The following is a 16,708-nucleotide window of genomic DNA, read 5'->3' on the forward strand; positions in this document are numbered from 1 at the left end:
AATAGATTTTTAATAAAAGTGACTGTGTCACATGAAAAGAAGTCAATTGAAAATTTCTCTTATAAAAGAAAAATATCAATAATTGTCCATTGTCAATCATCAACTCTCAATTTTATGTTGATGTAAACTTAAATAATTTAATAGCACAATTTTATGAATTCATAGATTGAATTTAGAAGTGACATATCTATATTTATCCATTTTTTTGATTTAAATTCTTTAAATTTTAATTTTTAATTAAAAAAAGCATTTTATAATTAATTTTATGAGGATTTTTAGCTATTAAATGTCGCTTTTTGTAATATATGCTATTGTAAATTTATATATATTATGGGAAAATATTTTTAGAATGATAATTCTATAATTGGAGGTAAAATGATTAAAAAAATAAAAAAAATAAATATATTTGTTATTGCAGTAATTTTCAGCTTATTTTTTAATGAATTTCTTGTACAAGCTATAGAAAATAACTTTAAGTTTAGAAGAATAACTATTAAGGAGGGCCTATCTCAATCTTCCGTAGAGTGTATTTTTCAAGATAGTAAAGGCTATATGTGGTTTGGCACAACAGATGGATTGAATAGATTTGATGGTCACGAATTTAAAGTTTATAAGTATAACCTTAATGATGATAACAGCTTAACATCTAATTACATAAACTCAATTATAGAAGATAACGAGGGCTTTTTATGGGTAGGTACTACTAAGGGATTAAATAGGTTAGATACCTATACAAATGAAATTACTAGGTATGTAAATGACCCTCATAATATTAAGAGTTTATCATCTTATAATGTATGGGATGTTATGGAGGATAGTAAAGGATATATATGGGTTGCAACGGATAAGGGGTTAAATAAATACGATAAAAAAACAAATACCTTTATAAGATATTTCTTTGATAAAAATGATAATAATAGTTTAAGTCATGATTTTATTACTTCATTATATGAAGATAGTAATGGACTAATTTGGGTTGGAACTAAGAATGGATTAAATAGTTTTAATGCTGAAAAAAATTTATTTACAAGATATACCCATGACAGTTTAAATACAAATAGTATTAGTAATGATTATATAGCTAAAATTTATGAAGATATAAATAAAGATATTTGGATAGGTACTTTTAGAGGTGGATTAGACAAATATAATAAAAAAACTAATAAATTTACGCATTATAAAAGCGGCAATAAAAAGAATCAATTACAATCTAACTCTATTCAAAGTATTTTTCAGGACAGTATAGGAACTTTATGGATAGGGACAGAAAATGGATTAAGTAAATACAATAGGGATACTGATGACTTCTTTACATATAAAAATAAATATTATGATTCAGATAGTTTAATAGATAATAATGTGTTAAATATATATGAAGATAAAGCTGGTATGCTTTGGATAGGAACATACAGCGGTATAAGCATGCTCAATCCTGATTCCAAGTTTAACCATTACAGGAAGAATGAAACTGAAAAAGATAGCTTAAATGACAATATGATAAATGGAATATATGTGGATAACGAAAATGTAATATGGGTTGGCACTAATAGTGGAGGGCTCAATTCTATTAATAGAAATAATGGAGAAGTAAGGCAATATACAAATGATCCTAATAATGATGAAAGCATTAGCAATAATCGCATTTGGTCAATTACTGAAGATAGAGATGGCGATTTATGGATGGCTACTAGTGATGGATTAAATAAATTTGATAAGACTACAGAAAAATTTACTAGATACTTCAATAATAACAACAATAAAAATAGTTTAATAAACAATGAAGTAAGATATGTATACGAAGATAGTAAAGGAATTATATGGATTGGTACACGTCATGGCTTAGATTCTTTTGATAAGGAAAAAGAGGAATTTACTAATTACAATTGGTTATTTAGTAGTAATGGAGTAAAAGACTATTACATCTCTTCAATTTATGAAGATTCTAATGGGGCTTTATGGCTGGGTTGTGGAGTAGAAGGTGGACTAATCAAATTTAATAGAAAAACTAATAAGATAAAGAATTATAAATATGATAAAAAAAATAGCAACAGCATTAGTAATAATAGTATAGAATCCATAGCAGAAGATAAAGATGGAAACTTATGGATTGCAACTCATTATGGTTTAAATAAATTTAATAAAGAAAAAGAAGAATTTATTAGATATACTGAAGATGATGGTCTTTGTAATAATTATGTTTACGGAGTTCTAATAGATAAACTTGGTAACCCATGGGTAAGTACAAATGGTGGATTGGCCAAAATAGATGTATATTATAATAGAATTATAAATTTTAACATTAACGATGGGTTGCAAAGCAATGAATTTAATGGGTATTCATATTTTCAAAGTAAGTCAGGAGAAATGTTTTTTGGAGGGGTAAATGGATTAAATAGTTTTTATCCAGAGGATTTATCGAAAAAGTATTATTCATCTAAAGTGGTGATAGAGTCTTTTTCTATAAATGGTAAACCTATCAATATTAGAAATGAAATAAAGCTTAATCATAATCAAAAGAATTTTTCTTTAGATTTTTTCTTACCAAATTATGAAAATCCAACTAAAACAAGGTATGCCTATATATTGGAAGGCGTTGACAAGAAGTGGGTATATTCGAAGTATAGAAATTATGCTAACTATACCAATATTAAGCATGGAAAATATACTTTTAAAGTAAAGGCAAGGAATAGTAATGGCATATGGAGTGAGGTTACAGAAATACCTATTACAGTTTTAAGGCCTCCTTGGAAAACTTGGTGGGCATATCTATTATATACTTTATTAATTCTAGTAGTTATATACGTAGTTTGGAACTATGTAAGCATACTTGAAAGTTTAGTAAAACAAAGAACTATTCAGCTAAACAATAAACTTGAAGAAAATGATAAGTTGTATAACAGGCTCATAAAAAATGAACAGTTTAAAAATAAGTACTTTATTAACTTATCTCATGAGCTTAGAAGTCCGCTAAATGTAATATTATCTGCAGTTCAATTATTTGAAAAGATGTGTAAGGAGGATGTTATATTCGAAAAAGATACATTAAGTAGATATATGGGTATAATAAAGCGTAATTCTAATAGTCTTTTAAATACTATCAATGAACTTATAGATACCTCAAAAATTGAATCTGGAAGCTATAGATTAAATATTGATGAGGAAAATATTATATATTTAGTAGAAGACATAGCATTATCTATGAAAGAGTTTGTAGAAAGTAACGGTATAGAGCTTATAATAGATCCAGAAGTTGAAGAGAAATTTATTGAATGTGATGCCAGAGATATAGAAAGATGCATTATAAACTTAATATCTAATGCTGTTAAATTTACTGAAGAAGGCGGAACTATATGGGTTAATATATATGACAAAGAGGATTTTATTGAAATATCAGTAAAAGATACCGGCGCTGGTATTGCAAAAGAATATCATGAAATAATATTTGATAGATTTGGACAAGCAGATAATGATATATCAAAGCAGAAAATAGGTAGTGGAATAGGTCTTACCTTAGTAAAATCATTAGTTGAATTGCATGGTGGAAATATAAAAGTAATAAGCGAAATAAATGAAGGAAGTAACTTTATAATTACTTTACCCATTAAGCAGAAGTCAATAAACCATGAAAATATTTAGTTTTAAATAAAACTTTAATATGGCACAGTTAGTAAATATTTATAAAAAAAATAATAGGAAAATCATTAATATTTGAAAAAATTTTAAAAGTAACTTTTACTTAAGCAAGGTAAGAGTTACTTTTTTATTTACTTTAGGGGGAAGAGGTAAGTTTTAGGAATAATTACTTTACATATAACTAATAATAAAAAAAACATATTTATTAGCAAAGTTTTATCGATGTTTACAACAGAAATATGACTTACCTTATTCATTAAAATACATGTGAAAAATTTTATTAAGAATCAATTAATTATTTAGGAGATGAAAAGATGAAAAAACTAAAAAGATTTTTGGCAATATTTTTAGTAGCCTTTGTTTTCAGCTGTAATATTGTTAAAGCACAAGATGCCACAAGAGAGTTTATTTCCAAAAGACCTACTCAAGAAAGTGCTAATGTGCATTTTTCTTATGTGAAAAATGGTAAAAGAATTAGAGAGGATACAATTCTTATAATAACCAGTAAGGAAAATAAAGGACTATATGCTTATTGTATTGATATGTATAAAAAATATCCTTCCTATAATGGAACAGAATATAAATTAGGAGAAATATCAAGTAGTATAGATAAAAATAAACTAAATAAGGTTTTTGTAAATGGTTTTCCAGTTGTTAGTCCAGAGACGCTATCACAAAAATCTGGACTTGATGAAAGAAACTATTATTCTTTAGAAGAAGCTTATGCAGTAACTCAATTAGCTCTTTGGCATTATACAGAAGCTAATAGAGATATAATAAAATTTTCAGTAGAAGAGGATATACCAGATAAGAGAATATTACAAGGGGTTAAATATCTTATAAGTAAAGCAGAAGAAAATAAAAAAGAAAGTTTGATTACTTTTCAATATAACAAAGACAACATAAATAAAATTGCCTTTGAGAAGGAAGGATTTAACTATTTTGGACCAATAAAAATACAGGGAGATATCGAAAGAATTGAAGACATAAAAATAAATTTACTAAACAAAAATGCAACATTGGTATATGGTAGCGGAGAAGCTGTTGGTGATACAGTGATTATAGATAGAGAATTTTATGTAAAAACACCAAAATCAAATAAAATTTCAAATATTGACATTGATATTAGCACTAATTTAGCTAGTTACATTGAAAAATATTATGAACCTTTTGATGCAGCTATACAGGATATTTTAGTTGCAGAGCGAGTAAACACAGTATTTAAAGATAAAATGTATATCGATATGCTACTACCTCAAACAGGTAACATGTTCTCATCTCAATCAATATTAGGTATAGGAATATTAATGATAGGTTTAGGAGCAGTTATAATTAAAAAGCATCGATAAATAACAAAAATTAAAAATATTTATATCTGATTAGGTTTATATATAAAAGAAATCTAATCAGATACTAATAAGAGAAAGGAAGGTGTACTTATGCTTAGTGAGAAGTTAATCGAAGCAATAAATGATCAAATCAATTACGAATTTTATTCAGCTCATTTGTATTTATCTATGGCAGCATATTGCTATAATGAAAATTTAGATGGTTTTGCGAATTGGTTTTTGGTACAAAATGAAGAAGAAAAATTTCATGCTATGAAGCTATTTAATTATATAAATCAACGAGGTGCTGCCGTAGAACTAAAAGAGATTCCAGCACCTAAAACAAAATTCAATTCTTTACAAGAAATATTTGATGAAACATTGAAACATGAGCAATTAGTCACCAAAAGATTTTATAATCTTACTGATATGGCTATGGCAGAAAAGGACTATGCTACTGTTAGTGCCCTTGAGTGGTTCAATAATGAACAAATAGAAGAAGAAGCAACTGTAAATTTAGTTATTTCTAAATTAAAACTTGTAGAAGGACCTTCTTTATACTTATTAGATCAAGAATTGGCAAGTAGAACCTTTGTAGCTCCAGCAGAATAATTTTAAAGGAGTGTAAGATATATTTTAAATTTAGCCTATGAGAACTATAGAATTCTTATAGATTTCAATTTTATTATGTTAACGTAAATTTTCGAAGCAAGTACCAAACTTTACAATATTACCACCATAAAACTTTACTTACCCACATAATGAATTTTGCAAAAGTAACAACTCTATGCTACAATTAAGTTGTTGCTTTTGCAGAATTGTAAAATATTTTGGAGAAAAGGAGGAAAAATATGATAGAATTTAAAAATATAAAAAAATCTTATAAAGATACATCTGTTTTAAAAAATATAAATCTAAAAATAGATAAAGGTGAGTTTGTAGTTTTCATTGGTTCTAGTGGATGTGGTAAAACCACCTTATTAAAAATGATAAATAAACTTATAAAACCTACATCAGGAGAAATTTTTATAGATGGAAAAAATATAGAAAGTGAAAATCCTATTGAATTAAGAAGAAGAATAGGGTATGTAATTCAACAAACAGGATTATTTCCTCATATGACTGTTAGGGAAAATATAGAGTTAATACCAAAGTTACAAAAGCTAGATGATAATAAGATTGAAGCTAAAACTAAAGAACTTATGGAGATGGTTGGACTAGATCCCGATAAGTTTATAGATAGATATCCCTGTGAATTAAGTGGAGGACAACAGCAAAGAGTAGGTGTTGCAAGGGCTTTTGCTATAGATTCAGAAATAATACTAATGGACGAGCCTTTTAGTGCTCTTGACCCAATAACTAGAAGTGATCTTCAAGAAGAACTTTTTAATCTTCATCAAGAAGTTAAAAAGACTATAGTATTTGTAACACATGATATGGATGAGGCTTTAAAACTTGCTGATAAAATTTGCATTATGAGTGGAGGAGAAATATTACAATATGATACTCCAGAAAACATATTAAGAAATCCAATAGGAACATATGTTGAAGAATTTATAGGGAAGAATAAAATTTGGAATAATCCTGAGTATATAAAAGCTAAGGATATTATGATTGAAGACCCAGTTAGAATAAGCAGTAAGAGAACAATTCTTCAAGGAATTGAAATTATGAGAAGTAAGAAGGTAGATAGCTTATTAGTAACTGATAAAAGTGGAACTTTAAATGGATTAGTTACATTAAAGAGTATAAAGAAAAATCCGAATATGGTTTTAAAACTTGAAGATGTTATGGAAAATAACGTTATACGTGTACATGATGATGACAACTTAATAGATATATTAGAAATTATGAATAAATATGAAATTGGATATGTTCCAGTTGTAAATAATGAAGATAAACTTGTAGGATTAGTTACTAGAAGCAGTTTAATTTCAGTGTTGAGTGAGCAATTCATAGACATGGAGGTGAATGCTTAGTGCAAGGTTTTTTAGAATTTTTAGTAGATAAAAAAGGTCAAATTTTTCAACTTTTATTAGAACATATTGAGCTTACAGTATTTGCAGTATTTATTGCTATATTAATTGGAATTCCGTTAGGTATATTAATAACAAGGGTTAAAAAAGTTTCTAAACCAATACTTATGTTAGCAAGTATTATTCAAGCTGTACCAAGTTTAGCACTATTAGGATTTTTGATTCCTGCGATAGGAATAGGTAGTAAACCAGCTATTTTAATGGTAGTGCTATATTCTTTATTACCTATAATAAAGAATACTTACACAGGACTTACTAATATAAATCCAGATATGCTAGAAGCTGCAAAGGCAATAGGTATGACAAAAGGCCAAATCCTTAGACTTATACAAATTCCTTTAGCTCTTCCAATAATAATGGCAGGAATAAGAATTTCTACAGTAACAGCAGTTGGACTTATGACTATAGCAGCTTTTGTTGGTGCAGGTGGATTAGGATATATGGTGTTCTCAGGAATACAAACAGTAAACAACTATATGATTTTAGCTGGAGCCATACCTGCTTGTATATTAGCTTTAGTAATTGACTTCATAGTTGGAAAAGTAGAAAAAATGGTAGCACCTAGCGGAATTAAGATGGCTGATGGTACAATGAAAATAAAGAAGGTATCTAATGGAAAGAAATCTAATAAGAATCCTTTAATAGCGGCTTTAGTATTAATAGCAATTGTGTCAGGTACTATTTTTGCATTTAGTAGAAATAACGATAAAATAGTTATCGCCTCTAAAAACTTCTCAGAACAACTTATAGTAAGTAATATGTTAGCAGATTTAATTGAAAATGATACTGATTTGAAGGTTGAGAGGAAATTGAATCTAGGTGGAACTAATATTGCTTTTAGCGCCATAACTGCTGGAGAAGTTGATGCCTATGTAGAGTACACAGGAACAGCTCTTGTTAACATATTGAAAAAAGATATAATAAATGATCCAAATAAAGCTTATGATATAGTATCAAAAGAATACAAGAATAAATATAATATAAAATGGTTTGATCCTATTGGATTTAATAATACTTACGTGTTAGCAGTAACTAAGGATACAGCTGAGAAATATAATCTAGAGAGTTTTTCAGATTTAGCAAAGGTAAGTAATGAGTTAGTAATAGGTCCGACTATAGAATTTGCTAATAGACATGATGGATATTTAGGTCTTACTGAAGACTATAATATGAATTTTAAAGATATAAAACCTGTAGATGGTGGACTAAGATATACTGCAATAGGTAATAAGAAAAGTGATGTTATAGATTCTTTTGCAACAGATGGATTGTTAAAAGCTTTTGATTTGAAGGTGTTAGAGGATGATAGAAGCTTTTTTCCACCATATTATGCAGTACCTATAATAAGAGAAGAAACATTAAAAAAACATCCAGAACTTGAAGAAGTTATGAACAAGCTCTCAGGTAAAATAAATGATGATACAATGAGAGATTTAAACTATAAAGTAGATAAACTTGGAGAATCACCTGAAAAAGTAGCTAAAGATTTCTTAATAGAACAGGGATTAATATCAAAATAAATTGAGGATTAATGTGGAAATGAGTTTTATCAAAATAATTTTTAAGTAGATTTATTGTAGCGGCGAACATTGTTCGCCACTTTTTTCACCTCTGGGGAATTTAATCAATGGAAATCTAACAATGAATAGCTTATAAGAATTAAGAATGAAGTATGAAGAATGAAGAATTACGGAGGAAATTAATTCTTAATGAATTAATTTCTTTGAATAGATTTTTAAAGAAAAGTGACTATGTCACTTTAAAAATAAATCAATTCATAACTTCTCCTGTAAAGGAGAAGTATCCACAAATTCTTCATTCTTCATTTTTAATTATTAATTAATAAGAGTGTGAATTGTGAATTGAATTAAGTTGTGAATTAAATTAAAATATCCGATGATTAGAAAGCATGTCCAACTTTAAGTTGGATCTACTTTCTAATCATCGGATAAAAATATTTTTGCAGAGTTATATACTTTTTCATCACCTATAAGTAAAAGCACATCACCTTCATTAAAGGTTGCATAGGGGCCTGGGGAAAGTATAAGGGAACCCATTCTTTTTATCCCTACAATAGTGGCTCCTGTGTTTTGCCAAAACTTAGCTTCAGAAATAGATTTACCGATTAGCTTACAGTTATCAGGAATTTTTACTTCTAAGGGTGTTACTGGAGTTGTATTGCCTAATCTGCCAGAGTGGTCTACTATTTTATTTATAGTTTCCATTATCTCGTCTTCAAGTTTTCGCTTTTTAGCAATTAAATCCGCAAGGGTAGTCTTACAAGAAGCAATACTTTCTATATTTTGAAATTTATTTATAAATTTAAAAGCATTATCTTTTGAAAGAACAGTTATGCCACTTCCTTTAGATGATTGAACTACATTCACATCTTCTAAAAGTTTTATTGCTCTTCTTATAGTTTCAGGAGAAACGTTATATTTTCCTGCTAAAGTAGAGCGGCCATATAGTTTTTTTCCTTCCTCAATATCTCCTTTATATATGCCACTGGCTATATCCAAAGCTATTTTTTGATATATAGGCATTGAATAATTTTCATACATAAGCTTACCTCCAAGTGTACCAAGTTAACTTAATTCTAGAAGTAAGTTGGTTTTAAGTCAAGAGCAAAGTGTGACGATTACAGAAGAGAATTTGAAAAATTATGGTAGAAGCAGCAGTACTGTAAAAATATTTATTAAATTATTTTATAGAGGTGTTGACTTATATAAAGAAAGATGATAAACTAAAGAAGTTATCAGTTAAATAACTGAAACATAAAGATTTAATATGATTAAAACATTCCCTTTTTAGGTGTATAGAGTAAATCGTTTTTTAAATCTTAATATAAATAAAAAGGAGAAATGTTTAAAATGGCAGATAAAACTTTAGTATGTAAAGATTGTTCAAAAGAATTTGTTTTCACTGAGGGAGAGCAAGAATTCTACAAAGAAAAAGGATTCGAAAACGAGCCACAAAGATGCCCTGAGTGCAGAAGAGCTAGAAAACAAAACAGAGGATTCCAAAGATAATTAAAACAGTAATAAATAACCTATAAGAAGCAATTCTTATAGGTTTTTTAATTTTTCCGATTAATACTATGTAGTTTTACATTCATATGAATACCTTCCTACTTAAATACATACCCTATGACTGATTTAAATAATTCACAATTGTGGTTAAAATTAATTTTTTACTAATTATAAAAACATATGTTAAATAAAAATAATAAAGATAAGAAAAATGAATAAAAAGTAAAAGATATTAATAAAAATCTATAATTGTTAACAAATATTAACAAACCTGAAGTTAGATGGTATAATATAATGGAAATTAGAATACAATTAAGGATGGTTTTTTATATGCGATGGATAGAGCTTAAAAGGAAAAAACATTTAAATGGATGTGTGAATATACCAGGAGCTAAAAATAGTTCACTTGCATTAATGGCAGCATGCTGTTTGAGTGATGAACCAATTATACTTAAAAATGTACCCCATATTTCTGATGTAGCTTTGATAGAAGATATAAGTAGAGATATTGGATTTAATATAATTAGTAAAGAAGATTATTTATTGCTTAACCCAACAAATATATTAGGAGCTGAAATTGACCCTAAAAAAGCTTCCGCTTATAGAGCATCTTATTACTTTATTGGAGCATTACTTTCAAAATTTAAAAAAGTTACTTTAGGCTATCCTGGAGGAGATAACTTTGGAAGTAGACCTATTGACCAGCATATTAAAGGATTAAAAGCTTTAGGAGCAGATTTTAAATTTTATAATGACTATTATGTAGTAGAAGCACAAGAGTTAAAGGGTGCTGAGATATTTTTTGATATAATCTCTAGTGGTGCTACTATTAATCTTATGCTTGCAGCAGCTAGAGCAAAAGGAAAAACCATATTACAAAATGCTGCAAGAGATCCTGAAGTTGTAGATTTAGCTGTTCTTTTAAATGAAATGGGAGCTAATATTAAAGGAGCAGGTACTAGTACAATTGTTATAGAGGGAGTAAATGAGCTTAAAAAATGCAATCATAGCGTTATTCCAGATAGATTAATTGCAGGAACTTTTTTAATGACTGCTGGAATTACTGGAGGAAATATTACAGTGAAAAATATTATACCTGAGCATTTATTATCTTGTGTAGCTAAGCTTGAAGAAACAGGATTACATATTGAAACAGGGGAAAATTATATAAGAGCAATTAAAGAAGGTAATTTAAGAGGAGTAAATGTAAAAGCTTCTATGTATCCAGGGTTTGCTACAGATCTTCAACAACCATTAACAGCAATGCTTGTAGAAGCAAATAGCCATAGTATGATAAAAGATATTGTTTATCCCAATAGAATTAATCATTGCTTTGAATTAAATAAAATGGGAGCAGATATTATAATTCAAGAGGAGGGCTTCGTAATTCCAGGTAATCGTAAATTAAGAGGAGCACATGTTCATGCTAGTGATGTTAGAGCTGGAATATCTCTTATTCTAGCAGGGTTAGCGGCTGAAGGTACTACTTATATAACTGGTATAGAGCATATAGAACGTGGATATGAAAATATTATAGAGACATTTTCCTCTATAGGGGCAGATATTAAAATATGTGAAGATAACAATATGAAAGAAAGTGAATTTGCTGTTTATTAAAAGATATAAAAATTACATTTCTAAAATAAAATTTATTTAAAGAACTCCAATGTTTTGACATTGGAGTTTTAATTATCTTAATTTCTCAAAAAAACTTTCCTATGGGAATTAAAATCATATATAAGCTTAATATTTTTATTTTTTGAATTGACATGATAAATTTTCTTTGATAAAATTTTTTAGTTATAATATTTAATAAAATTTAAATTAAATCTAAGGAGAAAACTTATGAATGAATCAAAAGAAGTAAAAATAGTTACTGCTGATCCATCTGGATTAGGACTTTTTGGATTAGCAATGATTACACTTGTAGCTTCTTCACAGAAGCTTGGGATTACTCAAGGAGTATCATTAATATTACCTTGGGCAATATTTTTAGGAGCTTTTGCACAATTATTTGCTTGCATTAATGATTTTAAGCATAACAATACTTTTGGAGCAACAGCTTTTGGTGGATACGCATTTTTCTGGTTCGGAATGGCGTTAACATGGTTAATCCAAAATGGAGTATTTGGAGAAAAGCTTGCTACATCAGTAGATCCTAAGCAATTAGGCTTTGCATTTTTAGGGTATTTAATATTTACTATATTCATGACTATTGGAGCTATGGAAACTCATAAGGTATTATTTAGTATTTTTTTATTTATTGATTTTTTATTCTTAGGGTTAAGTATGAATTCCCTTGGAATTATGCCAGAGCTTGGTCATGAGATTGCTGCATATTCTGAATTTATAATTTCTATGCTTTCATTTTATGGTTCAGGTGCTGCAGTTTTAAACAAACATTTTGGAAAAGAGTTCTTACCAGTTGGTAAGCCTTTTGGAATATTTAAGACAGCTTAAAAAATAACTAGCTATTTTATTTCATATGCCTTAAAGCAGTAATTATTAATGTAGCATAAAAGTAAAATCTATTAAACTAAAGCTTTAAAATCATGAAAATAATCCCTACAATAAGGACAACCTTATTGTAGGGATTATTTTTTATCAATTAGAAGATTTTTTAAATGCATTATATTCTAAATAGCTTGGATTATGATATTATATTTTTGCTTATTTAAAAAATTTATAGATGATATGCTGTTGATAAATAATTAGTATTGGAAATCAAAGAGAATTATTATTAGAATTAAGGTAAGAACTATATATTTAACAGAGTTATAGTTTTATGGTATTAAGGGGGAGATTTCTTTGGATAATGATACTTTAAAAAACTTAAGACCAGAAATTAGAGAGAGGATTATGAGAGAAGAATTAGGAGAGGAAAAGTGCAAAATATTAGATAAATATAATCTCCATTCAAATGAAGGACTATATTGGGAAAGGATACAAGAAAAATACCCTGTACAGGAATATTTCAGTCATAAATTTGCTAAAAAAACTTCAGCCCTAGGAATGATATTTCATATATATAGGCTATGTTTTGCAAAGACGAAATATTTCGAAAATAACTGGGAGTATTTTGTTCCTTGCATATATGATTATAAAAAAGGTTTTATAGAAACAGAAATTTATGATATGGAGTATATAAAACAAAAGGATACAGGAATAATATTAGATTTAAGAGAATTAGCTAAAATAAAATGGATTAGTGATTTCAGAGAAATATGCAGTTATTTAGAAGAAAAACAAAAAGAAGTAGAGAACATTAAAAGTCATAATGAAAAGAAGCACTACGCGTAATTGAGAATTGAGTATTGACAATGGACAATTTAGGAAACTTCTCCTTTGTAGGAGAAGTTTTAATTTTTTGAAGTTGCAGATTAACTTTTGTAAAAATTAGCAATGGAATCTCTACTCAATTATGGATTATGCATTGTAACTACATCTTTTGATTTTTTATTTCCTAATTTTGTACAATATATGTAATAATGGAGTAGAGATTAGATATAAATATAGTAATACTTATACAATTGAGGATTGACAATGGATAATGGATAATTATGGATACTTCTCCTTTATGGGAGAAGTTTTAAATTGATCTTCTTTCAAGTTACGTAGTAACTTCTTATAGAAAATTAGCAATATACTCGCTAGTAAAAAAATTAATTAAAGAAATTAATTCGTAAAGAATTGATTTCAACCTGAATTGCTAATTATCCATTCTCAATTATCCATTGCTTAAGTTGTTTTTAGGGGTAATAATTTATGAGGGAGAATATGAATTTAATGGCAAAAGACGGATTGGGGTTAAATGATTTATATAAAAATATTTGGTGGAACACAAATAAGGATTTTCCAAAGTTAGATGGAAAGGTCAGCTATTTTGAAAAAATAAAAATGGAAAAACAGACAGATAAGTTTATTAATGAAATCATAAAGATAATAGAAAATTTTCCTAATGAAGAGGCGAAAAGGAAACAATGGAGAGATAGATTTAATGATATAATAGATGAATTTACGAATAAATCACCTTTAATTAATAGGCAAGATAAAGAAATTTTATTTAGTAGAGAGCTATTAAAAAGTACAGAACACTTTATAAATGCAGCAAAAACTTTTGACAGTAATATTTCCATAGAAGATATAGGGCAAGCCATGAGAAATGTGTGGATAATGAATATACTTCAAATGCTATTTGGGATGAAAGCAGCATTTACTGACTCAATATTTGGATATAGCATGTTATATCCTTATACAGATAACTATTTAGATAATCCCCAAATATCAAAAGAAGAAAAAGTGAATACTAACGTAAGACTAGAAAAAAGATTAAAAGGTGAATTAATTAAGCCAAATAATGAATATGAAAAAAAGTTATTTGATTTGGTATTAAAAATTGAAAATGCTTTCGAGAGAGAAACTTATCCTGAAGTATTTCAAAGTTTATTATATATTTATAATGGTCAAGTAAATAGTATGATTCAGCAAGGAAAGAGAACATCACCTTACGAAACCGATATTTTAGGTATATCAATAGAAAAGGGTGGAAGCTCTGTTTTAGCAGATGGCTATTTAGTTAAAGGAAAACTAAGTTATGAAGAAGCAAGGTTTTGCTATGGATATGGAATACTTCTTCAAATATGTGATGACTTACAAGATGCAACAGAAGATTTAGAAAATAATCATATGACTATAATATCTCAGTTAGCGGAAAAGTGGGATTTAGATAATATAACTAATGGACTAATAAATTTTACTATTAACTTAATAGAGGATGTAGAATGTTTTCAATGCGAAAATATAAAAGAGATAAAACAGTTAATAAAAAAGAACTGCTTACAATTAATATACTTTGCTATAGCAGCAAATAAAAATTTGTATAGTAAAAGCTATTTTAAGGAAATGGAAAAATATTTTCCTTATAGAAGAAAATATATGATAAGGCTTTTTGATAAGTTAAAAAAGAAGTTTTCAAACATGAAGGAAAGTTATAATGGGGTAAGCATAGAAGACATAATTAAGTATGGGTTATTAGGTGAAGAAGTTAATTTTGATTTAATATATAATGATTAAAAAACATTTAAGAATCTTTCAGATGCTTTAATATATTCTAAGAGCTAAATTGCTTTTTAATAATTTTTTTACTTTTGAGCAAAATATTATTACATTAAAAATTAAAGCAACTTGAGAAAATAACTAGTCAACTAGCATATTTGATTAGCTATTTTTTTCAAATGCCTAAAAGGAGAGTAGAAAAATGAAAAAAATATTATCAATTTTACTGTTCGCTTTATTATCTTTTAGTATAATAACAGTACCTTATGAAGCTTATGCTGTAGAAAGTAGTTTTGTCTATAAGGATAGTTGTAGCAGAAAGGCTGAGAACTTAAGAGAACAAGGTAGAAGATTTTGGATTGAACATGTCTTCTGGACTAGAGATTTTATAAAAAGCGACTTATCTAATCTTGAAGATAAGAGTGATGTTTTAAATAGACTTCTTAAGAATCAAGAGGATATTGGAGGTTTAATTAAACCATATTATGGTGCAGAAAATAGTAAAAAGCTTACAGAACTTTTAAAGGAACATATTAGCCTTGCAGGCCAAGTTCTTGATGCTGCTAAAAGCGGAAATAAAGAAGATTTAGATAAATATAATAAGCTTTGGCATAAGAATGCAGAGGATATTGCTAAATTTTTAAGCGATTTAAATCCTGAATGGTCAGAGAAAGAATTAAAAGATATGTTATATAAACATTTAGATTTTATAACAACTCAAGTTACTAATAGGTTAAATAGTAATTGGGCAGGAGATATAGAGGCCTTTGATAAAGGTGAAGAGCATATGATTAAATTTGCTGATGTTATCTCAAATGGTATAATTAAGCAATTTCCAAATAAATTTTAATTATAGTAAGTAATAAAAAAGAGCAAAATATTGCTCTTTTTTTATTATGAAAAATTGAGTATCTTTGAAAGAAGTTATATTTTTATAAAATTATATATTATAATAAAAATATGTTTATAATGGTTATATAAGAAAAACTAGCATTTATAGATATAAATATATGCAGTAATATATATTTACGAAAAGAGGTTAAATTATGGCACAAGCAAAAACAAATGCAATGAGAATTTTAGATCAAAGAAATATAGAGTATGGAATTATAACTTATGATAATAAGGATGGTAAAATAGATGGCGTTTCTGTAGCAGCAAAGATTGGCAAGGATGTATCTGTTGTATATAAAACATTAGTAACCCAAGGAAATAGCAAAGAAATCTATGTTTTTGTAATACCTGTTAAAGAAGAATTAGACTTAAAAAAAGCATCAAAATCAGCTGGAGAGAAAAAAGTTGAAATGATACCTGTTAATGATATATTGAAATTAACTGGCTACATAAGAGGAGGATGCTCACCAATAGGAATGAGAAAAAGTTACAAAACATTTATACACTCTACTGCTAAAGATATAGAAAAGATTGTTGTAAGTGCTGGAAAAATAGGAATGCAAATAGAGATATCTCCAGACAATCTTTTAAGTGTTATAAATGGAGAATTCCAAGATATAATAAAATAAATCAAGAGGAAGTTTTAGCTAGCAATACAATTGCTAGTTTTTTCACCTCTGGAGATTTATCAATGGACAATGGAAAATTGACAATTGACAACTCATAGGTCCCT

General features: G+C 27.7%; 13 protein-coding genes. 12 read left to right on the forward strand and 1 reads right to left on the reverse strand.

Annotated elements, in window-relative coordinates:
• The first annotated feature begins 375 nt into the window (after positions 1–375).
• The 5 genes from B2W91_RS18005 to B2W91_RS18025 all read left to right on the forward strand — a co-directional run bounded on the left by B2W91_RS18005 (position 376) and on the right by B2W91_RS18025 (position 8,517).
• Positions 376–3,636, forward strand: a complete 3,261-nt coding sequence (locus B2W91_RS18005; RefSeq protein ID WP_291583426.1) for a ligand-binding sensor domain-containing protein — start codon at positions 376–378, stop codon at positions 3,634–3,636.
• Positions 3,637–3,947: 311 nt separating this feature from the next.
• On the forward strand, positions 3,948–4,982 hold the full coding sequence (locus B2W91_RS18010; RefSeq protein WP_291583427.1) for a Cys-Gln thioester bond-forming surface protein: 1,035 nt from the start codon (positions 3,948–3,950) through the stop codon (positions 4,980–4,982).
• A 90-nt stretch (positions 4,983–5,072) separates the two neighbouring features.
• Complete coding sequence (locus B2W91_RS18015; RefSeq protein WP_291583428.1) at positions 5,073–5,573, forward strand: ferritin; 501 nt, start codon at positions 5,073–5,075, stop codon at positions 5,571–5,573.
• Between the two features lie 239 nt (positions 5,574–5,812).
• The gene (locus B2W91_RS18020) at positions 5,813–6,940 is read left to right on the forward strand and encodes a betaine/proline/choline family ABC transporter ATP-binding protein (RefSeq protein ID WP_291583430.1); all 1,128 of its coding nucleotides are present in this window, start codon (positions 5,813–5,815) and stop codon (positions 6,938–6,940) included.
• On the forward strand, positions 6,940–8,517 hold the full coding sequence (locus B2W91_RS18025) for a glycine betaine ABC transporter substrate-binding protein (protein ID WP_291583432.1): 1,578 nt from the start codon (positions 6,940–6,942) through the stop codon (positions 8,515–8,517). Before B2W91_RS18020 ends, B2W91_RS18025 begins: the two co-directional genes overlap by 1 nt.
• A 417-nt stretch (positions 8,518–8,934) precedes the next feature.
• Here B2W91_RS18025 and B2W91_RS18030 read toward each other — a convergent pair whose 3' ends face one another.
• Positions 8,935–9,558, reverse strand: coding sequence for a TrkA C-terminal domain-containing protein (locus B2W91_RS18030; RefSeq protein WP_291583434.1), 624 nt, complete (start codon positions 9,556–9,558; stop codon positions 8,935–8,937).
• A 309-nt stretch (positions 9,559–9,867) separates the two neighbouring features.
• On the opposite strand from B2W91_RS18030, the gene B2W91_RS18035 reads away from it, so the two are divergent.
• The 7 genes from B2W91_RS18035 (at position 9,868) to ybaK (ending at position 16,604) form a co-directional block, all read left to right on the forward strand.
• The gene (locus B2W91_RS18035) at positions 9,868–10,026 is read left to right on the forward strand and encodes a zinc-ribbon domain-containing protein (protein WP_039630775.1); all 159 of its coding nucleotides are present in this window, start codon (positions 9,868–9,870) and stop codon (positions 10,024–10,026) included.
• Between the two features lie 330 nt (positions 10,027–10,356).
• The gene (murA, locus tag B2W91_RS18040; RefSeq protein WP_291583437.1) at positions 10,357–11,643 is read left to right on the forward strand and encodes a UDP-N-acetylglucosamine 1-carboxyvinyltransferase; all 1,287 of its coding nucleotides are present in this window, start codon (positions 10,357–10,359) and stop codon (positions 11,641–11,643) included.
• Positions 11,644–11,871: 228 nt separating this feature from the next.
• The gene (locus B2W91_RS18045; protein ID WP_291583439.1) at positions 11,872–12,486 is read left to right on the forward strand and encodes an acetate uptake transporter; all 615 of its coding nucleotides are present in this window, start codon (positions 11,872–11,874) and stop codon (positions 12,484–12,486) included.
• 348 nt (positions 12,487–12,834) lie between these two features.
• Positions 12,835–13,326 (forward strand): hypothetical protein, encoded by a 492-nt coding sequence (locus B2W91_RS18050; RefSeq protein ID WP_291583440.1) that lies wholly within the window; start codon positions 12,835–12,837, stop codon positions 13,324–13,326.
• A gap of 465 nt (positions 13,327–13,791) precedes the next feature.
• Positions 13,792–15,099 carry a class 1 isoprenoid biosynthesis enzyme gene (locus tag B2W91_RS18055; RefSeq protein ID WP_291583442.1) on the forward strand — a complete coding sequence of 436 codons (1,308 nt, stop codon included), beginning with the start codon at positions 13,792–13,794 and terminating at the stop codon, positions 15,097–15,099.
• 184 nt (positions 15,100–15,283) lie between these two features.
• Positions 15,284–15,931: a glycosyltransferase gene (locus B2W91_RS18060; protein ID WP_291583445.1), complete on the forward strand. Its 648-nt coding sequence runs from the start codon at positions 15,284–15,286 to the stop codon at positions 15,929–15,931.
• A gap of 196 nt (positions 15,932–16,127) precedes the next feature.
• Positions 16,128–16,604, forward strand: a complete 477-nt coding sequence (gene ybaK, locus B2W91_RS18065; protein WP_291583446.1) for a Cys-tRNA(Pro) deacylase — start codon at positions 16,128–16,130, stop codon at positions 16,602–16,604.
• Positions 16,605–16,708: the final 104 nt, after the last annotated feature.

The sequence above is a fragment of the Clostridium sp. UBA6640 genome, assembly GCF_002455975.1.
Lineage (GTDB): Bacteria > Bacillota > Clostridia > Clostridiales > Clostridiaceae > Clostridium_J.